This is a genomic window from Croceicoccus pelagius, assembly GCF_001661915.1.
Lineage (GTDB): Bacteria > Pseudomonadota > Alphaproteobacteria > Sphingomonadales > Sphingomonadaceae > Croceicoccus > Croceicoccus pelagius.
Genome location: NZ_LYWY01000040.1, coordinates 305,856 through 327,578, shown reverse-complemented (window position 1 = coordinate 327,578; position 21,723 = coordinate 305,856). Strand labels below are relative to the sequence as shown.

Below are 21,723 nucleotides of genomic sequence, written 5' to 3'. Positions count from 1 at the left end.
AGATAGGCTCAACGCGTGACAAGTCCAAGGTCGGACCTGAGAAGCGCACATGCTGCGCACAAAAAGAAAGGGCGGCGCTGGTGCAGCGCCGCCCTTCCGCTTGTTCGCATATCCGAAAGGCTCACAGTTTTTCGGTAAGCTCGGGCACGGCCTTGTAGAGGTCTGCGACGAGGCCGATGTCGGCGACCTGGAAGATCGGTGCGTCCTCGTCCTTGTTGATGGCGATGATGGTCTTGGAATCCTTCATGCCGGCAAGGTGCTGGATCGCGCCAGAGATGCCGATGGCGATGTAGACTTCCGGTGCCACGATCTTGCCGGTCTGGCCGACCTGGTAGTCGTTGGGGACATAACCCGCATCGACCGCGGCGCGCGATGCGCCAACGCCCGCGCCAAGCTTGTCGGCAAGCGGCATGATGACCTGCTCGAACGTCTCGCTGTCCTTGAGAGCGCGACCGCCCGACACGATGATCTTCGCGCTGGTGAGTTCGGGACGCTCGCTCTCGGCGATTTCGGCGCCGACGAAGCTCGACTTGCCCGCATCACCCGTGCTGGCGACGTCCTCGATCGCAGCCGAACCGCCTGTGGGCTCGGCCTTGTCGAACGCGGTGCCGCGCACGGTGATGACCAGCTTGGCATCGGTCGATTCGACCGTCGCGATGGCGTTGCCGGCATAGATCGGACGCGTGAAGGTCTTCTCACCCTCGACCGAGAGAATGTCGGAGATCTGCATCACGTCGAGCAGGGCCGCAACGCGCGGGGCGATGTTCTTGCCGTTCGTGGTGGCCGGGCAGACGAAGGCGTCGTGATCGGCCATCAGCCCGACGACGAGCGGCGCGACGTTTTCGGCCAGCGCGTTGGCATAGACGGCATCGTCGGCAAGGTGGACCTTGCCCACGCCTGCGATGCCAGCGGCCTGTTCGGCCACCGCGCGGCAGCCCGAGCCCGCGACGAGCAGGTGGACTTCACCCAGCTTCGATGCGGCAGTGACGGCGGCAAGCGTGGCATCCGCCATGTTCGAATTGTCGTGTTCGACCCAGACGAGCGTCTTCATCATGCGACTCCCATGGCCTTGAGTTTGGCAACCAGTTCATCAACGTCGGCGACCTTTACACCCGCCTGGCGGACCGGCGGTTCGGAGACGTTCGTCGTCTTCAGGCGCGGCGTGATGTCGATACCGTAATCGGCAGGCGTCTTGGTCTCGAGCGGCTTCTTCTTCGCCTTCATGATGTTCGGCAGCGAAGCATAGCGCGGCTCGTTCAGGCGAAGGTCGGTGGTGACGATGGCAGGCAAGCTAAGCTTCACGGTTTCAAGGCCGCCGTCGACTTCGCGGGTCACGGTGACGTGATCGCCTTCGACCACGACCTTCGATGCGAACGTGCCCTGCGGCAGGTCCATCAGCGCCGCCAGCATCTGGCCGGTCTGGTTGCTGTCGTCGTCGATGGCCTGCTTGCCCAGGATCACGAGACCGGGTTCGATCTCTGCCGCAACGGCCTTCAGGATCTTGGCAACCGCCAGCGGTTCGACGTCTTCGTCGGTTTCGACGAGAATCGCGCTGTCGGCGCCCATGGCAAGCGCGGTACGCAGCGTTTCCTGCGCCTTTGCCGGGCCGACCGAAACGGCGACGATCTCTTCGATCTTGCCCGCTTCCTTCAGACGGATCGCTTCTTCGACAGCGATCTCGTCAAACGGGTTCATGCTCATCTTCACGTTGGCGAGATCGACACCCGTGCCATCCGCCTTCACGCGCGGCTTCACGTTGTAATCAATCACCCGCTTCACGGGTACGAGGGCTTTCATAAGAGTGGTCCTCTCTCTGCAAGGTCGGTCTGGCGCTCTGCCTTGCGGCGTGCCTGACCGGAGTGCGAATAATTTGCACAAGTGCTGTGGGGATACGCGATAGGGAGGTCAAGGTCCCTACGGCGAGCTGAGGTTTTTGGCAGGGCCAAGGCCGCTGATTAGCGTGCTGCCGCCCCGCAGGTGCGCATCATCCCTGTTGACGCGCACATAGAAAAAATGGCCGGCACCTCGCGGCGCCGGCCCCTTTCGTATCAGGTTCAGGCCGCTTCCTTGACCTGTGCCACGATCTTCTTCGCCGCATCGCCCAGATCGTCGGCGGGGACGATCGGGAGGCCGGAGTTGGCCAGGATTTCCTTGCCCTTTTCAACGTTGGTGCCTTCGAGGCGGACGACGAGGGGAACCGACAGGTTCACTTCCTTGGCCGCGGCGACGATGCCGTCGGCGATGATGTCGCACTTCATGATGCCGCCGAAGATATTGACGAGGATGCCCTCGACAGCTGGATCCGACAGAATGATCTTGAAGGCCGCGGTCACCTTCTCGGTCGTGGCGCCGCCGCCGACGTCGAGGAAGTTGGCCGGGAACGCGCCGTTGAGCTTGATGATGTCCATCGTCGCCATGGCAAGACCCGCGCCATTGACCATGCAGCCGATGTTGCCGTCGAGCTTGATGTAGGCAAGGTCGTATTCGCTGGCTTCGACTTCGGCCGGGTCTTCCTCGGTCTCGTCACGCAGGGCAGCGACGTCTTTGTGACGGAACAGGGCGTTGCCGTCGAAGCTCATCTTGGTGTCGAGGACGAGCAGGTTGCCGTCCTTGGTTTCCACCAGCGGGTTGATTTCAAGCATTTCGCAGTCGAGCGCCATGAACGCTTCGTAGAGCTGCTTCGACAGCTTCTGCGCCTGCTTGTTCAGTTCGCCGTCGAGCTTGAGAGCGAAAGCGACCGCGCGGCCGTGGTGCGGCATGAAGCCTTCGGCCGGGTCGATGGTGATCGTGGTGATCTTCTCGGGCGTCGAGTGCGCGACTTCCTCGATGTCCATGCCGCCTTCGGTCGACACGATCAGGGCGACGCGGCCGGTGGCGCGATCGACGAGCATCGAGAGGTAGTATTCCTCGGCGATGTCGACGCCGTCGGTGACATAAAGGCGGTTGACCTGCTTGCCGGCATCACCCGTCTGAACGGTGACGAGCGTGTTGCCGAGCATTTCCTCGGCGTCCTTCTTGACGTCGTCGAGGGTCTTGGCGAGACGGACACCGCCCTTGGCGTCAGGACCGAGTTCCTTGAACTTGCCCTTGCCGCGGCCACCTGCATGGATCTGCGCCTTCACGACATAGAGCGGCCCGGGCAGCTTCTTCGCAGCCTCGACAGCTTCCTCAACGGTGAGTGCGGCGTGGCCGGCCGGAACGCCCACTCCGAACTTCGCGAGCAGTTCCTTCGCCTGATATTCGTGAATGTTCATCGCCTATCCTTGTTGTCTGCCGGGCCTGTGCGCCCGTTTCGCACGTGCGTAAAGCATAGCGGAGGCCTGTTGAAAAGGGCTGCAATCGTCTACATGTCCCGCTTGACGGACGGAAACTGAACATTCCGCCAGTTTATCTTTGACTTTGCAAATCATTTGCAACAGCGGACCGGAATCATGCTGAACGGCGCAAGATTCGACTCGATCATGGCCGAGGCCGGGCGAATCGCATTGGCCCAGTGGCCCGGCATGGGTCACGAGCCCGAGACATGGCACAAGGAGGACAACAGCCCGGTCTGTGCCGCCGACCTTGCCGTGAACAGCTATCTGAAAGACGCGCTGACCGACCTTCTGCCTTCTGCCGGGTGGTTGTCGGAAGAGACTGTCGATGCGCCCGACCGGCTTGAAGGCGGGCTGATCTGGCTGGTCGACCCGATCGACGGGACGCGCGATTTCATTCGCGGGCGCACCGGCTGGTCGGTCTCGGTTGCGCTGGTCAGTGCGAACCGCCCGCTCATCGCGGGGCTGAACGCGCCGGCGCGTGGCGAATACTGGACGGCGCAGGCGGGGCAGGGCTCTTTCCGAAACGGCCAGCGGCTTGTCGCCAGTCAGCGAACCGAACTTGCCGGTGCGCGAACGCCTGCCGACGTATTGCCGAAAGAGGATGTCGACCTCACTTGCGTCGACAAGCCCAACTCCATCGCCTTACGCATCGCGATGGTCGCGGCGGACGAGGCGGACCTGCTGGCGACGCTTCGCTGGGGTTACGAATGGGATATCGGTGCCGCCGGTTTGATCGCGCGCGAGGCAGGTGCGGCCGTAACCGACGCGTTCGGCAGGGCGCTAGCCTATAACAAGCGCGATCCGCGTGCCTTCGGCCTGCTGGTCAGCGCGCCTGCGATACATGGCGCGGCGATCGAGCGGATAAGCGAACGGGCCAGACGGTTGTCCGCCTGACCCGTTCTTTCCGGCCGTCGCCGGAAATCCTCTGGTCCGAGTGCCTCGGGGCTTAGTTGCCCTGCGCGGCCTGGACATCTTCCTGAGTGATCGGAACGATCTTGATCTCGACGCGGCGGTTCATCGCGCGGCCTTCGGCAGTATCGTTGCTGGCCACGAAGTAGTTCGGATCTTCACCGAAGCCCTTGGTGGCAAGACGAGCCGCCGGAACGCCCTTGTAGATCAGGTAGTCGGCAACCGCCTTCGCGCGGCGTTCCGAAAGCTGGAGGTTGTAGGCTTCCGAACCGGTGCTGTCGGTAAAGCCGTAGACGTCGACGAGGCTGTCCGGATACTGGATCAGCGAAGCCGCGATATCGTCGAGGACCGACTTGAAAGCGGGCGAGATCGTCGCGCTGTCGGTGGCGAAAGTCACGCCGTCGGGCAGGTTGACCTTGATGTAGTCGCCTTCGTCGGTGACATCGATGCCCGAACCTGCGGTCTGTTCCTTCAGTTCCTTGATCTGCTGGTCCATCTTGTAGCCGACGACACCGCCGGCCACGCCGCCGACGCCAGCGCCGACGATACGGGCGGTCTTGCCGCCGATGATGCCGCCCAGCAGGTAGCCCGCGGCCGCGCCGCCAGCAGTGCCGAGGACGGTGCGAGACACCTTCTTTTCACCCGTGTTCGGGTCGGTGACACAGGCCGATACGCCCAGCAGCGAGACGGTTGCGATTGCAGCAGTAAGATAGCGGCGACGTGCCATGAGGTTCTTCCTCCGTAGTTGTTCTTTGACCGGACATGCGCGATTGCACCTTTTCCGGCGTTCGGGGTGTCAAACGCACGACATGGCATCGTTGTTCCGGATGAACCTTTGAGGACAGTGATTTGACCGCGCACCATCGGGCGCGAGCGATCTCTTGCTAGAACGGACCGGTTGCCGCTATCTGGCCGGGCTATGACAAACATCTACGGGCGAGGCGACTGAACTTGTCCCCATTTCCCTGGACCGACGTTCTTATCATCGCGGGCCTGATCCTTCTGAACGGATTGTTCTCGCTTTCGGAACTTGCGATCGTCTCCTCGCGCCCCGCACGCCTGCGCCACATGGCGGAGGACGGTTCGAAAAGGGCAAAGGTCGCACTCGAACTCATCGCGGACAGCGGCAAGTTTCTCTCGACCGTGCAGATCGGCATCACGCTCATCGGCATCATCGCGGGTGCCTATTCAGGTGCCAGCCTTGGCGAACCGGTGGGGCAACGGCTGGCTCTGCTCGGACTTGAGGAAGATACCGCTCAGACGGCAGGCTTCGCGCTGGTCATCGTCCTGACGACCTATTTCTCTCTTGTCGCGGGCGAGCTGGCGCCCAAACAGATCGCGCTGCGTTCGCGTGAGAAAATCGCGCTGATCGCCGCGCCGCCGATGAAGATGCTGTCGAAGGCGGCGGCACCGCTCGTCTGGCTGCTGGACAAGAGCACGAGCCTGCTGCTCCGCCTGATCGGCATCCGCAAGACCGGCGATGCGGGCATGACGGCCGAAGAATTGAAGCTCATCATGACAGAGGCGACGCGGTCCGGCGCGATCGAGGAAGCCGAACGCACGATCATGGCCGAAGTGCTCAAGCTGGCCGAGCGGCCCGTGCGCGAGCTTATGACACCGCGCACCGAGATCGACTGGATCGAACGCCGCGCAAGCGAGGCCGATATCCGCAAGGTCATCGCGTCCTCGCCGCACTCGCTACTGCCGGTGGGGCACGGCTCGGTCGAGAACATCATTGGTGTGGTCAAGGTGCGCGAACTGCTTGCCGCGCTGATGAAGGGGCGCAAGCCCAGCGTGACGCGCCTGATGAAGAAGGCCGAGATTATCCCCGACCAGATCGACGCGCTGGACGCATTGCGAATCATGCGGGGCGGAGACGTGGCGATGGCGCTGGTCCACGACGAATACGGCCACTTCGAAGGGATCGTGACGCCTGCAGACCTGCTCGATGCGCTGGTCGGTCAGTTCGCCGCGCATAGCGACGATGGCGACGATCCCCTGATCGTGGAGCGAGAGGACGGGTCGCTGCTTTTGTCGGGCGCGCTTCCGGTGGACCGCCTTACCGAAGGCCTCGGCATCGAGATGCCAGAGACGCGCGAATTCGCGACGGCGGCGGGCTATGTCCTCTGGGTGCTGAAAAAACTGCCGGTGGAGGGAGAGTACTTCATCGACCAGGGCTGGCGGATCGAGATCGTCGACATGGATGGCCGGCGCATCGACAAGCTTCTGGCCATGCGTGAAAAAGCGGCGTCCGAGACTGACCCGGACGCCGCCTGAATTTTCGGGATCTGTGGCGGGTGAGCCGGGGCGATCAGCCCGGGATCACGGCCTGTGCGTTGCGGCCATCACCTTCGGGCGCGGCCACGATGTCGCGGGTGACGACACCCTTGTCGACGGTGTGCGTGTCGGGATCGCCGACGGCGGTGCGGATGCCCGCTTCTGCCGTGCCGGCCTTCATCACCGCGCTGGTTTCCACGCCGCTACGCGCAGCGGGGCCGCCGAACAGGGCTTCCAGTGCCTGCTGGCTGGCAGTCGGTTCCTGCGGGCGCGGAGCGCCCGGTTCCGGCGGGGTCAGCGCGAAATCGGGCGGAACGGCGAGCGGTGCCTGACGCGACACGGCCATTTCGTCGGGGCGGTCGCGGCCAAAGATGTTGAGCCCGCTGGTGCACCCGGCCAGCATCGCCGAGGAAGCCAGAACGAGCATGGCGGATTTCAGACGCATCATTTGTTCTCCGTGGCCGGACCGGCCTGATAGTCTTTGCCTTCGTCGCGAAGAGGCTTTTCGCGTATGAACAGCGAACGGGCAAGCAGCAAAACGACGCCCGCAGAGATCGCCGCATCGGCAACGTTGAACACGGCGAAAGGTCGCCATGTCCCCAGATGAAAGTCGGCGTAGTCCACTACGTAAGTGAACCGCACCCGGTCGATGATATTGCCCAGCGCGCCGCCCAGCACCAGTGCCAGCGCAAGGATATCGCCCATCTTGTTCTCACGGAACATCCAGATCAGCACGCCCAGCGCGATGATACCGGTCAGCAGGAACAGGCCGATCCGCCCTTCAAGGCTGTCCGCCGTTAGCAACCCGTACGAAATGCCGCGGTTTTCGGCATAGCGCAGGTCGAAGAACGGCAGCAGGTCGACAACGCCGACATGGCGCAGTTCCAGCACGGCAAGGACGAACCACTTCACGAACTGGTCCACGATCATCACGACGGCGGCGATGATCAGGCCCTGCACCCGTTTCGGCGTGAACAGACCCATCAGGCCGCTTCCATGCCTTCGACGACGGTTTCGCAGCGGTCGCACACGTCGCCGTCTTCCTCCACTTCGGGAAGATGGCGCCAGCAGCGGCCGCACTTGGCCATGTCGGTGGGCTTCACGATCACCCCGTCGCCTTGCCCGCGCGTGACTGTCGCGGTGATGAACAGATCAGCCAGATCCTCGTCGCTGAAGCCTTCGGGCACGGCGCTTGCCGGCACTTCGACTTCGGCTTGCAGGCTGGAGCGGATGGTCTTTTCGCGGCGGAACGGCTCGATCGCCTCGGTCACGCGTTCGCGCAGGGCGCGCAGGGCGTCCCAGCGGTCGTTGTTGGCATCTGCCGCCGGAACTTCCGGCCATTCGAGCAGGTGGACCGAATCCCCGTCGGGATAGCGCGTGCCCCACACTTCTTCTGCCGTGAACACCAGCACCGGCGCGGCATAGCGGACCAGCGCGTGGAACAGCGTGTCGAGGACGGTGCGATAGGCGCGGCGGCCCGTGTCGGTGGGCGCGTCGCAGTAGAGGCTGTCCTTGCGGATGTCGAAGAAGAACGCGGACAGGTCCTCGTTGCAGAAATCTGACAGCGCGCGGGTGTAGGTGTTGAAGTCGAAATCGTCGACGCAGACCTTCAGCTTGGCATCAAGCTCGCCAAGCAGGGACAGCCCGTACCGCTCCAGCTCCGGCATTTCGGCGACCGGCAGACGCTCGGCCTCGGTAAAGCCGTCCAGCGCGCCCAGCAGGTAGCGGAAAGTGTTGCGCAGCTTGCGGTAATTGTCGGCAACGCCCTTCAGGATTTCGGGGCCGATGCGGTGATCCTCGGTATAGTCGACCGACAGTGCCCAGAGCCGGATGATGTCCGCGCCGAAGTCGCGCATCGTATCGAGCGGGCTGATCGTGTTGCCCTTCGACTTCGACATCTTCTCGCCCTTGCCGTCCATGGTGAAGCCATGGGTGAGGACGGCCTTGTAAGGCGCACGGCCCCGCGTGCCGCAGGATTCCAGCAGGCTCGACTGGAACCATCCGCGATGCTGGTCGGACCCTTCGAGGTAAAGATCGGCAGGCCACTGCAGATCGGGCCAGCGACCCGATTCCAGCACGAAGGCATGGGTCGAACCCGAATCGAACCAGACGTCGAGAATGTCGGTGACCCGCTCGTAATCATCCAGATCGTAATCGGGGCCGAGGATGTCGGCGGCATATTCCTCGTCCCACCCGTCCACGCCGTGCGTGCGGATGGATTCGACGATGCGCGCGTTGACCGCCGGATCGTTTAGGTACTGGCCGGTCTTGCGATCGACGAACAGCGTGATCGGCACGCCCCACGCCCGCTGGCGCGACAGGACCCAGTCGGGACGGCCTTCGACCATCGAACCGATGCGGTTGCGGCCCTTGGCGGGCACGAAGCGGGTGTCGGCGATGGCCTGCATCGCCGCTTGGCGCAGCGTCAGCTTCGGCTCCTGCGCGCCGCCTTCGTTTTCCCAGCGACCCTCGGCGCGGTTGTCGATGTGCTCTACCGCGTTCGGCATATCCATCGGCACGAACCACTGCGGCGTGCAGCGGAAGATGACCTTGGCCTTTGAACGCCAGCTATGTGGATAAGAGTGTTGATAGTCGGTGGACGCGCTGAGGAGAGCGCCGACTTCCTTGAGGTCGGTGAGGATCGGGCCGTCGGGCGCGTTGAACTTGGGGTTGATGACCGATCCCTGCCCGCCGAGCCAGAGCCAGTCCTCGCGGTACTTGCCATCGCCCTCGACCACGAACTTGGGCTCGATGCCGTGAGCCTTGCAAAGGTCGAAGTCGTCCTCGCCATGATCGGGTGCCATGTGGACGAGGCCGGTGCCGGAATCGGTGGTGACGAAATCGCCGGGCAGCAACGGACGCGGCGCGGCGTAGAACCCGCCGAGCTTGTGCATCGGGTGACGGGCGACGGTGCCAGCTAGGTCGGAGCCTTTGAATATTTGCCCAGTCGTGATCGAGAAGCTCGTTCCAGGGGGCATTTTACGCGCCGCGACCTGCGACTGGACATAACCGGCGTGTCGGCTTCGAAACTGCTCGACCAAGTCAGCCGCTATCACTGCGTGCGCTCTTGAGCCCTTAGAGGCGGCTTTGATTTGGGCAATAAGCTCAGCGGCTATTGCGTCGGCCGGTTCGGGCATTGATGACGTGAAATCATATTCGATCGTTGCCAACACATACTCAACATCCGGCCCATAGGCGAGCGCCTGGTTCACCGGGATTGTCCACGGCGTCGTCGTCCAGATCACCGCGTGCGCGCCGACCAGTTCGGGAATCGGCGATTCCGTGATCTCGAACGCCACGTCGATCTGGGTCGAGGTGATGTCCTCGTACTCGACCTCGGCCTCGGCCAGCGCGGTCTTTTCGACCGGCGACCACATTACCGGCTTCGCGCCGCGATAGAGCTGGCCGCTTGTCGCAAACTTCAGCAGTTCGGCAACGATCGTCGCCTCGCTCTCGAACTGCATCGTCAGGTACGGGTTGTCCCAGTCGCCGTTGATGCCAAGCCGCTTCAGCTGCTCGCGCTGGGTATCGACCCAGTGCTGCGCATAGGCGCGGCATTCGGCGCGGAATTCCTTTGCCGGAACCTCGTCCTTGTTCTTCTTCTTCTTGCGGTACTGCTCTTCCACCTTCCACTCGATCGGAAGGCCGTGGCAGTCCCAGCCCGGAACGTAGGGCGCGTTCTTGCCCAACAGGCTCTGCGTGCGAACCACCATGTCCTTGAGCACATGGTTCAGCGCGTGGCCGATGTGCATGTCGCCGTTCGCGTACGGGGGGCCGTCGTGCAGGATGAACTTCTCACGCCCGCTGCGCGCCTCGCGCAGTTTTTCGTAGAGGTTAATCTCCTGCCAGCGCGCCAGAATGCCCGGTTCCTTCTGGGGGAGTCCGGCCTTCATGGGAAAATCGGTCTTCGGCAGGAAAACCGTGTCCTTGTAGTCGCGCTTTTCAGTCATAGCGCGCGCACCTAGAACAAAGCGGCGCGCGGATAAAGCATGTCTTATGCGCCGAGCAGCCTGCGCGCCTCGTCGCAATCCTTCTCCATCTGCGCGACAAGCGCGTCGAGACCGTCGAACTTCGCCTCGGGCCGGATGAAGTGGTGGAAGGCGACCTCGATCTCCTGCCCGTAGAGATTCTCGGAAAAGTCGAAGAAATAGGGCTCAAGCAGTTCCTTGGGCGGATCGAATGTGGGCCGAATGCCAAGGTTTGCCGCGCCCTTCAGCACGCGCCCGTCGGGCAACAGCCCGGTGACGGCGTAGATCCCGTATTTGGGGCGGATATAACTGCCCAGATCGATATTCGCGGTGGGATAGCCGATCGTGCGGCCCACCTTGTCGCCATGCTGCACCATTCCGCGAATCGCGAACGGGCGCGTGAGCAGGGCGGCGGCCTGCTGCGGATCGCCGGACCAAAGCGCATCGCGGATACGGCTGGAGGAGACGATGCCGTCCCCTTGCGCGACGGGGGAGACGGCGTGCGCCTCGATCCCGACTTCGGCTCCGAGCAATTTCAGCAGAGCGACATTGCCCTGTTTGCCCTTGCCGAAGGTGAAGTCGCTGCCGGTGACGACAGCGGCGATGCCGAGATCGCGGACCAGAAGGTCGGTCACGAATTCCTGCGCCGTCGTACCCGCAAGCTTCGCGCCGAATTCGAAGACCATCATGGCATCCGCGCCCAGTCCTTCGAACAGCGTTTCGCGCTGGTCCAGTGTCGTCAGGCGGAACGGCGCCACGTCGGGCTTGAAAAAGCGGACGGGGTGCGGATCGAACGTCGCGACGATGACCGGTCGGCTCTGCTGGTGGCCAATGTCGACCGCCCTGCCGATCACCGCCTGGTGTCCGCGGTGCACGCCATCGAAATTGCCCAGCGCCAGAACGGCACCGCGCAAGGCTTTGGGCACGGGGTCGAGAGAGGTGAGGCGAATCATCGTTGGCTTGGCCTTAGGCCCGGTGCGGCGCGGCTCTCAACCCTTGCGGCGCAGGGTTACGAAGCTGAAGGCGGGATGCTTTCCGTTTTCGGGATGATCCTCGCGCGCGATCTCCTCCCATTCGGCGGGATCGATCGCGGGCATGGCGACATCGCCGTCGTAGTCGCGGTGGATCTCGGTCAATTCGATCCGGCGGGCGCGGGGCAGCGCCTCTGCAAAGACGGCCGCACCGCCGATCACCGCGATACGCGCGCCGTTGGCACGGTGGATGGCATCGTCGAGGCTGTTGGCGACTTCGATGTCGTCATCCTCGTCGTCGTTGTCGTCGCTTTTGGACGGCATCCATTCGGGATCGCGGGTCAGCACGATGTGGCGGCGGCCCGGCAGCGTGCCGGGCAGCGATTCGAATGTCTTTCGCCCCATGATCATGGGCGATCCCATCGTCAGGCGCTTGAAATGGGCAAGATCGGCCGGAATGTGCCAGGGCAGGCGATTGTCGGCGCCGATCGTGCCGTTTCCGGCCCGCGCGACAACGATGAACAGTTCCGGCCCCTTCATTCGGTTCCCTCATGCAGGATAAGGCGGGTCACGTGACCCATCTTGCGCCCCTCGCGCGCCTCTCCTTTGCCGTAGAGGTGCAGGTGTGCGCTCGGGTCGTCAAGCACGGGAAGGCATTCTTCCGCCGTCGTGCCGATGAGATTGTCCATTACCGCGCCCGGAACGCGCAATCCGCAGTCGCCCAGCGGCAGTCCGCAGATGGCGCGGATGTGGTTCTCGAACTGGCTGGTGGTCGCGCCTTCGATGGTCCAGTGGCCCGAATTGTGCACGCGGGGCGCCATCTCGTTGAAGACCGGACCGTCCGCTGTCGCGAAGAATTCGAGCGTGAGGGCACCGACATAGTCCAATGCTTGCGCGACCTTGGCGGCAAGCTTGCGGGCCTCGGGTACCTGGGCAAGCACGGTGTCGCTGGCCGGGATGGTGGAGCGCGACAGGATGCCGCCGGAATGGTCGTTCTGCGCGCTGTCCCAGAAGCGGATGTGACCGTCGAGCGCGCGCACGAGAATGACGGAAAACTCCGCCTCGAATTTCACGAAGCCTTCGTAGATCAGCGGCAGCGGCGGTACGGTGAGTTCGTCGGCATCGCTTGGCCGCTTGATGCGCCACTGGCCCTTGCCGTCGTAACCGTCGCGGCGGGTCTTGAGGATGCCGGGCGTGCCGATCTTCTCGATCGCGGCGCAAAGGCCGGCCTCGTCCTCCAGCGTGAAATAGGGCGCAGGACTTCCACCGAGTTCGGAGACGAAGTCCTTTTCGGCGAGCCGGTCCTGCGCGATTTCCAGCGCGCGGGCGGGGGCGCGAAGTGGCACGTCGCCAAGCGCGGCCAGCGGCGCGACGGGGACGTTCTCGAACTCGTAAGTCACGACGTCGCAATCGGCGGCGAATGCGGCCAGCGCAGCCTCGTCCTCATACGATGCCTGCGTGAAGGCGGCGGAAACTTCGGCAGCGACGCAGTGATCTTCAGGCGCGTAGATGTGGCAGCGATAGCCCAGTTGCGCCGCGGCCATTGCCAGCATCCTGCCCAGCTGTCCGCCGCCCAGAATACCGATCGTGCTGCCCGGGGGGATGACCGGCAAGTCGCTCATCTTACGTCTTCCTCAGGCCTCGTCAGAGGGGCGTTCGGCCACACTTGCGCTTTGCGCGGCGCGCCACGCCTTCAGTCGGTCGGCAAGCGTATCGTCGTTGGTGGCAAGGATGGATGCGGCCAGAAGCCCTGCGTTCTTCGCGCCGGCATCGCCGATGGCCAGCGTGCCGACCGGAACCCCGCCCGGCATCTGGACGATGGAAAGCAGCGAATCGTTGCCCGACAGCGCCTTGGACTTCACCGGCACGCCCAGCACCGGCAAGTGCGTCATCGATGCGATCATGCCGGGCAGGTGCGCCGCACCGCCTGCGCCCGCAATGATGACCTTGAAGCCTTCATCCGCTGCGCCCTTGGCGAAATCGAACATGCGTTCGGGCGTGCGATGCGCCGACACGATGCGGCAGTCGGTTTCCACGCCCAGATCGGCAAGGACATCCTTGGCATGGCGCATGGTGGACCAGTCGGACTGGCTGCCCATGACGATCGCGACAAGTGCGCTCATCAATCGCTCCTTACGCGTCCGAGAGGTAGTAACGCTCGCCCGAAGGCTTGCCGCCTTCGAACGGATAGACGATCGGCTGGCCGGTCGGAATCTCGAGGCCGGTGATGTCGTCGTCGGAAATGCCCGACAGGTGCTTCACCAGCGCGCGCAGCGAGTTGCCGTGGGCCGAGACGATGACCGTCTTGCCCGAGGCGAGGACCGGCTCGATCTCTGCCTCGTAATAGGGAAGCACGCGGATGATCGTGTCCTTCAGGCTCTCGGCCATCGGCACGTCGATCCCGGCATAGCGCGGGTCGGCCGACAGGTCGAAAGTGCTGCCCTTTTCCATGGCGGGCGGCGGCGTGTCGAAGCTGCGGCGCCAGATGTGCACCTGGTCGTCACCGTGCTTGTCGCGGGTCTCCTGCTTGTCGAGACCGGTGAGGCCGCCATAGTGACGCTCGTTCAGGCGCCAGTCCTTCGTTTCGGGAATCCACAGCCGGTTCGCGGCGTGCAGTGCAAAGTGCAGCGTGCGGATCGCGCGCGTCTGGAACGAGGTGAAGGCGACGTCGGGAAGCATGCCCTTGGCGGCCAGAAGTTCACCTGCGGCCTTGGCTTCGGCCTCGCCCTTTTCGGTGAGGTCCACGTCCCACCATCCGGTAAAACGGTTCTCCAGGTTCCACTGCGACTGGCCGTGGCGGACGAGGATAAGGTTCGTGGCGGACATGTTCGGTACGCGGCTCCCTTTGACTGGAAGCCACGGCCCCTAGCGCGGGCGTGCCGGTTTGGAAAGCCGCAAGCGCGAAAGGGCGGGCCAGTGCGGCCCGCCCGCAAGGTTCAGTCCATGTAGAGAAGCGCCGGGTTCTCGATCAGGCGTTTCAGGGCCTGCATGAATTGGGCGGCTTCGTATCCGTCGACGATGCGGTGATCGAAGCTGGACGAGACCGGCATGATCATTCGCGTCACGATCTCGCCATTGCGGCGTTCCAGGCGCTCCACGATCTTGTTCGGGCCGACTATGGCCGTTTCAGGGCGATTGATGATCGGGGTGGTGGCGACACCGCCGATGGGGCCGAGCGACGTGATCGTGATGGTGGAGCCGGACAGCTCCTCTCGGCTGGCCCCGCCATCGCGTGCGGCTTTTGACAGGCGCGTGATCTCGTCCGCCGTGGTCCATGCGTCCATCTGTTCGGCATGGCGGACGACGGGGACCATCAGGCCCGCAGGGGTGGCGGTCGCGATGCCGACATGGACCGCGCCGTGCTGGCGCAGCACGCCTGAATCGTCGTCGTAGTGCGCGTTGATGTGCGGGAAGTCGGGGACCGTCTTCACGATGGCGCGCACGAGGAAGGGCAGGAAGGTCAGCTTGGGCTGGCCCTCCCCGCGCGATGCGTTGAGCACGGCACGCAGGTCTTCCAGCGCGGTGACGTCGAATTCCTCGACATAAGTGATGTGTGGGATACGGCACCACGTCTCCTCCATGCGCTCCGCAATCTTGCGGCGAAGGCCGATGATCTTGATCTCCTCGACACCGCCGCGCGTCGCGAAGCGCGGGTCGCCGCCGCCAAGATAGTTCTCGATATCTTCGGGCGTGACGCGGCCATTGCGGCCCGTGCCTGGGACTTTCGACAGGTCGATACCCAGCTTGGCGGCGCGGCGACGCGTTGCGGGGGCAGCAAGCGGGAAGCCGGCGTGATCGACCTCCGTCGTCGGCGCAGGGGCGGGGCGCTTGGCAACCGGTGCCGGGGCAGGCTTCGGAGCCGTGGCGGGCTTGGGAGCGGCGGGCTTGTCCTCGGCAGGCGGTGGGGTGGGGCCTTCGGGCGCCTCGTTCGGGGCCGTTGCGGGGGCGGGGACTTCGTCGGCCGAATTGCCCCCATCGTTTCCGGCACCTTCGACCTCAAGCTCTACGAGGACCGAACCGACGGCCTTCATCTCGCCTACTTCGCCGTGAATCGCCAGAATCGTGCCGCCGACGGGGCTCGTCATGTCGACGGTGGCCTTGTCGGTCATCACGTCGCACAGCGCGTCGTCCTCCTCGATCGTGTCGCCGACCTTGACGTGCCATGCGGTGATCTCGGCCTCTGCGACGCCTTCGCCGATGTCGGGCAGGCGGAACTTATACGTACCCATCAGCGATACTCCACGGCTGCTTTTATCGCCTCGGCAAGCCGGATCGGCCCGGGGAAATAATCCCATTCGAAAGCGTGAGGGTAGGGCATGTCGTAGCCCGCGACACGTTCGATCGGCGCGCGCAGGTAGTCGAAGCAGCGTTCCTGGACGAGCGCGGAAAGCTCGCCGCCGAAGCCGCCGAAGCGCGATGCCTCGTGCAGGATGACGCAGCGGCCCGTCTTGCGTACCGAGGCGGTGATCGCATCGATGTCGAGCGGGACGATGGAGCGAAGGTCGATCAGTTCGGCATCGACACCGGCATCGGCGATACCGGCCTCTGCAACGTGAACCATCGTGCCATAGGCAAGTACGGTGACTTCGCTGCCTTCGCGCACCAGCGACGCGCGGCCCAGCGGGACTTCGTAATGCCCGACGGGGACGTCCGCTGTGGCAAGGCCCGAATTGGCCCAGGTCTTCAGCTCCTCGTCCGGGCGGCCATAAAAGGGGCCGTTGTAGAGGCGCTTGGGCTCAAGGAAAATGACCGGATCCTCGCACTCGATCGAGGCGATGAGCAGGCCCTTGGCGTCATAGGGGTTCGACGGGATCACCGTCTTGAGGCCCGTGACGTGGGCGAAGATCGCCTCGGGGCTCTGCGAGTGGGTCTGACCGCCGAAGATGCCGCCGCCATAGGGAGTGCGTACGGTGACGGGGGCCGAAAACTCGCCGTTTGAACGGTAACGCAGGCGCGCGGCTTCGGACACGAGCTGGTCGTAAGCGGGCAGGATGTAGTCGGCGAACTGGATCTCGGGCACCGGCTTCAGGCCGTACGCCGCCATGCCGATGGCGCTGCCGATGATGCCGCCTTCGGTCAGCGGCGCGTCGAAACAGCGTTTCAGGCCGTGCTTGGCCTGAAGCCCTTCGGTAACGCGGAAGACGCCGCCGAAATAGCCGACGTCTTCGCCGAAGACGAGAACGTCCTCGTCCTGACCCATCTTCACGTCCAGCGCGCTGTTGAGCGCCTGGATCATGTTCATGCGCTTCGTTTCGGTCATGCGCCTTCTCCTGCCGCAGAATCCCCGGCACGGCGGCGCTTGAGCTCGCGCAGCTGTTCTTTCAGCCTCCAGTCCTTTTCGGCGAAGACGTCCTCGAACATTTCCTCGATCGGGGGCTTCGACTGGCCCAGAGTGCCGATGGCCTCGGCTTCCTTCACGGCGATCTTCACCTTTTCCTTCAGTTCGGCTTCCAGCGCGGCGTGACGCTCCTCGTCCCATGCGCCCAGCGCGATCAGGTGGTCCTTCAGGCGCTCGACCGGATCCCCCAGCGGCCAGTGCTTCGCTTCGTCCTTGGGGCGATATGCGCTGGGATCGTCGGAGGTGGAGTGCCCTTCGGCGCGGTAGGTGTAGAACTCGATCAGGGTCGGGCCGTTGTTGGTGCGGGCACGTTCTGCCGCCCACTGCGTCGCGCCCCAGACGGCAAGGAAATCGTTGCCGTCGACCTTGATGCCGGGGAAGCCATAGGCCAGCGCCTTGGCCGCAAACGGCAGACGTTCGGGCGCTGCGAAACCGGCGAAGCTGGAAATCGCGTACTGGTTGTTCGTAACGCACAGGATCGTCGGCGCGCGGTAGGCGGCGGCGAAGGTCATCGCTTCGTGGAAGTCGCCTTCCGCAGTCGTGCCGTCACCGACATAAGCGAGGGAAATCTTGGTGTCGTTCTTGTAGGCCGACGCCATCGCCCAGCCCACGGCATGGACGAAACGAACGCCCAGGTTGCCCGAGATCGAGTAGAAATCGTACTCACGCGCAGAGTGCAGGATCGGCAGCTGCTTGCCCGCCAGCGGGTCTTCCGCATTCGAGAAGATCTGGTTGCACAGCGTGGTGAGCGGATAGTTGCGCGCGTGAAGCCAAGCCATCGCGCGATAGGTGGGAAAGAACATGTCCCCCTTGTCCAGCGCCATAGATTGCGCGGCAGAGATCGCCTCCTCGCCGGTGGACTTCATGTAGAAGCTGGTCTTGCCCTGGCGATGGGCGCGGAACAGCCGGTCGTCGAACGCGCGGGTCAGGACCATGGCGCGCAGGCCCTTGATCAGCGTTTCGGGCGCAAGCTTCGGGTCCCAGGGACCGACGGCCCTGTCGTCGTCGTCTAGCACGCGGATCAGCTCGTACGGCAGGTCGCGCATGTTGCTTTCGTGCTCGGCAATGTCGGGGCGGCGCACCGCGCCAGCCTCGCCGCGATTGACGTGCGCGAAGCTGACTTCCGTATCGGGACGGGAAGGCGGCTCCGGAATGTGAAGCTCTAGGCGGGGAAGGTTCGATTTCGTCACACGTGCATCCTCTTGCGGCATGTTCGCGGGCCGCTCTCGTCAGTCTAACGCAGTTTGAGAGGAATGTTTTCCCTGAATCTGCCGCCGCGCACGCCCTGTTAGGAAAAATTTTCCTTTTCCGGCTCTCTGGCGTAAAAGCTATTTCACTATTTGATGCAAATGCGAAATGGCATGGACGATACCGACTGGAAGATCCTGCGCACCATGCAGGCCGAACCCGAACTTTCGATCAATGCGCTGGCCGATAAAGTGGGCCTGTCCCACACGCCCTGCTGGCGGCGGCTCAAGAAGCTGGAAGAAGATGGCGTGATCGCCAGCCGCGAGATCGTGCTCGATCAGCGCAAGGTCGGGCTTGGCGTCGATGTCTTCGCCAACGTTCGCATCACGCGGCACGATGAAGATACGTTGGAAGCCTTTGCCGGCGCGGTCGACAGCCACCCGCAGATCGTGGAGTGCTTCCTCGTCGGCGGGGACAGCGACTACCTGCTGCGCGTGGTTGCCGGATCGATCGAGGAATACGAGCGGTTCCTGAAGAAAGTGCTCGTCCACATGCCGGGCGTCGCCTCGGTCAATTCCAGCTTCGCCATGCGCCGCATCAAGTGGACGACGCGGCTTCCGATCTGATCAGGCCGATTCTTCGGCTTTCGCCTTCTCGCGCCCGACTTCGAACGTTGCGCCGCGCATCGTCGGCTTGAGCCGGATGTCGAGCCCGTGTCGGCGCGCAATGGCGCGGGCGAGCGCGAGGCCAAGGCCCGAGCCGCCGCTGCTGCCGTCGTTGCCCTTGGCTCTGCGAAAACGGTCGAAAATTGCGTCGCGGTCTTCATAGGGAATGCCGGGACCGGAGTCCGAGACGGTGATCAGCGGCCCTTCTGCCAGCGTCAGTATGACGGTTCCGCCCTTGGGCACGTACTTGAACGCGTTGTCGAGCAGGTTGGTGACAAGGCGCGTGAGCTGCATTTCCTCGCCAAGAAAGGTCACCCCCGGCGCGATTTCCCATTCGAAGTGGTGGCCGGTTTCTTCGGCGCTGCCTTCATAGATTTCGGCGACGTGTTCGAGCAGGTCCGAAAGGTCCACGGGATGCAGCCCGCGCGGGTCGCCGCGGTGTGCTTCGCTGTGCGAGATGTCTAGCAGCGATTCGAGCATGGTAATGACCCCGCGGATGTCGCTGCGTGCCTCGCTCAACCCCTGCGCCGTGGCATCGTCAGGTGCGGTCTTCAGCGATTTCAGGATGCGGCTGTCGAGATGCATCAGCGGGGTGCGCATCTCGTGCGCGATGAGGTCGGTCGTCTCGCGCTGAGAATCGACGAGATGGTTGAGGCGGTTCAGCGTCTCGCTCGTCTGCCGTGTCAGTTCGCCGATCTCGTCCTCGGCGTCGCGGTCTTTCGCCAGCTGTTCCAGCCGTTTCTCGTCCGGGTTCTGAAAGGCCTGGATGACGCGGCCGACGCGGCGCGAAAGGCGCACCGTCGTCAGCCGTCCGGCAACGCCGACCGCAAAGACGACGAAAAGGCCGCCTGCGACGAAGGCAAAGCCGATCTCGTTGAGGATCATCTCATCGAGGCTGGATTCGCGCGACACGAACAGCTTGCCCTCGGCCAGCATCATCGCGCGAGCATAGACGCGCGTGCCATCCGGAAGGGCGATCGATCTGGGCTCTGTCCCTACGTCAAAGCCCTCTGGCCAGCCGCGCAGGTTGCCGGTGATGATCGCGCCGTCGTTGTCGACCAGCAGGTAGTACGGCGCCGTGCCCGCAGGCGCGCTGAAGGCGAGGCGTTCGTTGATGCGGCGGGCAAGGCCGGTGACACCGTCCTCCCGGTATGCCTCGGCCAGTGTCGTCACGTCGGCGTTGACGGCCGCTTCCTGGGTTGCGGTCGACAGTTGTTCGAACTTCGCACCGACCAGCGCGCCCAGCACCAGCACGACGACGATGCAGACCGCGATGGACCAGGCGACGAGCCTGGTGAAAATCGAATCGAGCAGTCTGACCTGTGTCACGCCGCGCTATGCCCCCGTTCTCGGCAAGCCGCGCGCATCAGGCGCGATCACTTGCCGTCGAGCAGGCGATAGCCGGTCCCCCAGATGGTTTCCAGCGCGGGCGAGTTGAAACCGTCCTCCAGCTTGCGGCGAAGGCGGCCGATGTTGACGTCGACGACATTGGTCTGCGGATCGAAGCTCATTTTCCAGACGTCACGCAGCAGCATTTCGCGCGTCACGACTTCGCCTGCGTTTTCCATCAGGTAGCGGAAAAGCTCGAATTCCTTGGGGCTGAGCGCAAGGTGCTTGGACCCGCGAAAGGCGGTGCGGGCCTTTACGTGGCACTCGAAAGCACCGTGGATGATGACCGCGCTATGGGCATGACCGGCGGCGCGGCGGTGCAGGGCGCGAAGGCGGGCGAGCAGCTCGGTCGCCTCGAAAGGCTTCGCCAGATAGTCGTCCGCGCCTGCGTCCAGACCCTCGGCCCGGTCGATCGTGCGACCGAGCGCCGAAAGCATCAGGACCGGCGTGCCGATCCCGCTTTCGCGCATCCGCTTCACCACGGTCAGCCCGTCGATGTCGGGCAACATGCGGTCGAGGATGATGACGTCGAAGTCGCCGATCCCTGCGCGGCGCAGGCCGTCTGCGCCGTTGGCTTCCCACGTGATGCGGTCGCCCGTTGCGCGGACCAGCTGCTGCAGGTCCGATGCGGTGCGCGAATCGTCTTCGATGTGCAGGATGTCGAGGCCACCTGCCATGCGTTTTCCCCCTATACCGCCCGGCGCGTACGCACGGGGCCCCGGCCAGATGCTACGCCAAATATAACGCGGACACAGGCAAAGATGGCGTTACGACGATGACATTTCCTGTCATGACTCGCCCGATGACCGGTTCAGGATGCGTCCGGCCACGGCATCGAGCTTTGCCAGCAGCATCGGATCGCGCGCCGAAGGTGCAGTGATGAGCGCGGTGTCGAGCGTCGTGTCGATAGGCGAGGCGCTGCGTACTCCGGGCAGCGATCGCGCCAATTCGACGACTGCGCGCCGCGCAACTTCCGAATTTGCGCGCATTTGTCGCAGCACGGTGGCGACGTCGACCGCCGCTTCGTCCTCGCGCCAGCAGTCGTAGTCGGTAACCATGCCGACAAGCGCGTAGGGAAGCTCCGCCTCGCGCGCCAGTTTTGCCTCTGGCATGGCGGTCATACCGATGACGTCTGCACCCCATTGGCGGTACATATGGCTTTCCGCGCGGCTGGAGAACTGCGGCCCTTCCATCGCGAGGTATGTGCCGCCATGCGCGACTTTGCCGCCGGCTTTCTCGACCGCTGCGCCGACAAGGCCCGACAGCCTTTCGCACACCGGATCGGCCATCGAGACATGGGCGACCATGCCGCTGGTGAAGAAGGTGGAGGCGCGGTTCATGGTGCGGTCGATGAACTGGTCGACGACGACGAACCGCCCCGGCTCCAGCTCTTCGCGCAACGACCCAATGGCGCTGATCGCGATTACGTCGGTACATCCTGCGCGCTTCAGGGCATCAATATTGGCGCGCGCATTCAATTCGGTCGGAGAGATCGGATGGCCCCTGCCATGGCGCGGCAGGAAGCGCACCTCGACTTCGCCGATCCTGCCGAACAGGATTTCGTCAGACGGCGTTCCGAAAGGCGATCGCACCGCGATCCACTGCGCATCCTCGATCGCGTCGATCTCGTAGAGACCCGACCCGCCGATTATCCCGATGACCCATTTGTCCTTCATGGCTGCCACGCATAGGCGAGGCTAC

Annotated in this window: 21 protein-coding genes; 3 read left to right on the top strand and 18 right to left on the bottom strand. The window is 63.9% G+C overall.

All coding sequences use genetic code 11. The features are described from left to right. Window positions 1-121: 121 nt before the first annotated feature. From A9D15_RS15760 to sucC, 3 genes are all read right to left on the bottom strand, one after another. A complete protein-coding gene (locus A9D15_RS15760) occupies window positions 122-1,051 on the bottom strand; it encodes an electron transfer flavoprotein subunit alpha/FixB family protein (RefSeq protein WP_066767006.1) in 930 nt (309 codons plus the stop codon). Continuing rightward, entirely contained in the window at window positions 1,051-1,797 is a 747-nt protein-coding gene (locus tag A9D15_RS15755; protein ID WP_066766795.1) for an electron transfer flavoprotein subunit beta/FixA family protein, read from the bottom strand. Before A9D15_RS15755 ends, A9D15_RS15760 begins: the two co-directional genes overlap by 1 nt. A gap of 257 nt (window positions 1,798-2,054) precedes the next feature. Continuing rightward, complete coding sequence (gene sucC / locus A9D15_RS15750; protein ID WP_066766792.1) at window positions 2,055-3,254, bottom strand: ADP-forming succinate--CoA ligase subunit beta; 1,200 nt, start codon at window positions 3,252-3,254, stop codon at window positions 2,055-2,057. 177 nt (window positions 3,255-3,431) lie between these two features. Here sucC and A9D15_RS15745 point away from each other — a divergent pair, with 177 nt between their 5' ends. Beyond that, window positions 3,432-4,211, top strand: coding sequence for a 3'(2'),5'-bisphosphate nucleotidase CysQ (locus tag A9D15_RS15745; RefSeq protein WP_066766790.1), 780 nt, complete (start codon window positions 3,432-3,434; stop codon window positions 4,209-4,211). A gap of 52 nt (window positions 4,212-4,263) precedes the next feature. Here A9D15_RS15745 and A9D15_RS15740 read toward each other — a convergent pair whose 3' ends face one another. After that, window positions 4,264-4,953: a YiaD family glycine zipper/OmpA-like lipoprotein gene (locus tag A9D15_RS15740; protein ID WP_066766787.1), complete on the bottom strand. Its 690-nt coding sequence runs from the start codon at window positions 4,951-4,953 to the stop codon at window positions 4,264-4,266. A 224-nt stretch (window positions 4,954-5,177) separates the two neighbouring features. Here A9D15_RS15740 and A9D15_RS15735 point away from each other — a divergent pair, with 224 nt between their 5' ends. Further along, entirely contained in the window at window positions 5,178-6,503 is a 1,326-nt protein-coding gene (locus A9D15_RS15735) for a hemolysin family protein (protein WP_066766785.1), read from the top strand. Between the two features lie 34 nt (window positions 6,504-6,537). On the opposite strand, the gene A9D15_RS15730 is transcribed toward A9D15_RS15735, so the two are convergent. From A9D15_RS15730 to A9D15_RS15680, 11 genes are all read right to left on the bottom strand, one after another. Beyond that, on the bottom strand, window positions 6,538-6,948 hold the full coding sequence (locus A9D15_RS15730; protein ID WP_082924550.1) for a DUF3035 domain-containing protein: 411 nt from the start codon (window positions 6,946-6,948) through the stop codon (window positions 6,538-6,540). After that, window positions 6,948-7,487: a signal peptidase II gene (gene lspA / locus A9D15_RS15725; protein WP_066766780.1), complete on the bottom strand. Its 540-nt coding sequence runs from the start codon at window positions 7,485-7,487 to the stop codon at window positions 6,948-6,950. Before lspA ends, A9D15_RS15730 begins: the two co-directional genes overlap by 1 nt. Further along, a complete protein-coding gene (ileS, locus tag A9D15_RS15720) occupies window positions 7,487-10,453 on the bottom strand; it encodes an isoleucine--tRNA ligase (RefSeq protein ID WP_066766777.1) in 2,967 nt (988 codons plus the stop codon). The genes lspA and ileS overlap by 1 nt, the downstream gene beginning before the upstream one ends. A gap of 44 nt (window positions 10,454-10,497) precedes the next feature. Further along, complete coding sequence (locus A9D15_RS15715; protein WP_066766775.1) at window positions 10,498-11,424, bottom strand: bifunctional riboflavin kinase/FAD synthetase; 927 nt, start codon at window positions 11,422-11,424, stop codon at window positions 10,498-10,500. 36 nt (window positions 11,425-11,460) lie between these two features. Beyond that, on the bottom strand, window positions 11,461-11,982 hold the full coding sequence (locus A9D15_RS15710; protein ID WP_066766774.1) for a dihydrofolate reductase: 522 nt from the start codon (window positions 11,980-11,982) through the stop codon (window positions 11,461-11,463). After that, the gene (locus tag A9D15_RS15705; protein WP_066766772.1) at window positions 11,979-13,064 is read right to left on the bottom strand and encodes a 5-(carboxyamino)imidazole ribonucleotide synthase; all 1,086 of its coding nucleotides are present in this window, start codon (window positions 13,062-13,064) and stop codon (window positions 11,979-11,981) included. Before A9D15_RS15705 ends, A9D15_RS15710 begins: the two co-directional genes overlap by 4 nt. A 12-nt stretch (window positions 13,065-13,076) precedes the next feature. Continuing rightward, window positions 13,077-13,565: a 5-(carboxyamino)imidazole ribonucleotide mutase gene (gene purE / locus A9D15_RS15700; protein WP_066766764.1), complete on the bottom strand. Its 489-nt coding sequence runs from the start codon at window positions 13,563-13,565 to the stop codon at window positions 13,077-13,079. A gap of 10 nt (window positions 13,566-13,575) precedes the next feature. Next, entirely contained in the window at window positions 13,576-14,268 is a 693-nt protein-coding gene (gene gpmA / locus A9D15_RS15695) for a 2,3-diphosphoglycerate-dependent phosphoglycerate mutase (RefSeq protein ID WP_066766762.1), read from the bottom strand. 110 nt (window positions 14,269-14,378) lie between these two features. Further along, on the bottom strand, window positions 14,379-15,671 hold the full coding sequence (locus A9D15_RS15690) for a dihydrolipoamide acetyltransferase family protein (RefSeq protein ID WP_066766760.1): 1,293 nt from the start codon (window positions 15,669-15,671) through the stop codon (window positions 14,379-14,381). After that, complete coding sequence (locus A9D15_RS15685) at window positions 15,671-16,702, bottom strand: alpha-ketoacid dehydrogenase subunit beta (RefSeq protein WP_066766758.1); 1,032 nt, start codon at window positions 16,700-16,702, stop codon at window positions 15,671-15,673. Before A9D15_RS15685 ends, A9D15_RS15690 begins: the two co-directional genes overlap by 1 nt. Then, window positions 16,699-17,991, bottom strand: a complete 1,293-nt coding sequence (locus A9D15_RS15680) for a thiamine pyrophosphate-dependent enzyme (RefSeq protein ID WP_066766756.1) — start codon at window positions 17,989-17,991, stop codon at window positions 16,699-16,701. Before A9D15_RS15680 ends, A9D15_RS15685 begins: the two co-directional genes overlap by 4 nt. 150 nt (window positions 17,992-18,141) lie before the next feature. On the opposite strand from A9D15_RS15680, the gene A9D15_RS15675 reads away from it, so the two are divergent. After that, window positions 18,142-18,594: an Lrp/AsnC family transcriptional regulator gene (locus tag A9D15_RS15675; RefSeq protein ID WP_156521824.1), complete on the top strand. Its 453-nt coding sequence runs from the start codon at window positions 18,142-18,144 to the stop codon at window positions 18,592-18,594. Here the strand turns inward: A9D15_RS15675 and A9D15_RS15670 are convergent, their stop codons facing one another. From A9D15_RS15670 to A9D15_RS15660, 3 genes are all read right to left on the bottom strand, one after another. Beyond that, window positions 18,595-19,962 carry a sensor histidine kinase gene (locus A9D15_RS15670; protein ID WP_066766753.1) on the bottom strand — a complete coding sequence of 456 codons (1,368 nt, stop codon included), beginning with the start codon at window positions 19,960-19,962 and terminating at the stop codon, window positions 18,595-18,597. Window positions 19,963-20,009: 47 nt separating this feature from the next. Next, the gene (locus A9D15_RS15665) at window positions 20,010-20,699 is read right to left on the bottom strand and encodes a response regulator transcription factor (RefSeq protein WP_066766750.1); all 690 of its coding nucleotides are present in this window, start codon (window positions 20,697-20,699) and stop codon (window positions 20,010-20,012) included. A 111-nt stretch (window positions 20,700-20,810) separates the two neighbouring features. Beyond that, on the bottom strand, window positions 20,811-21,698 hold the full coding sequence (locus A9D15_RS15660; RefSeq protein WP_066766747.1) for an S-methyl-5'-thioadenosine phosphorylase: 888 nt from the start codon (window positions 21,696-21,698) through the stop codon (window positions 20,811-20,813). Window positions 21,699-21,723: the final 25 nt, after the last annotated feature.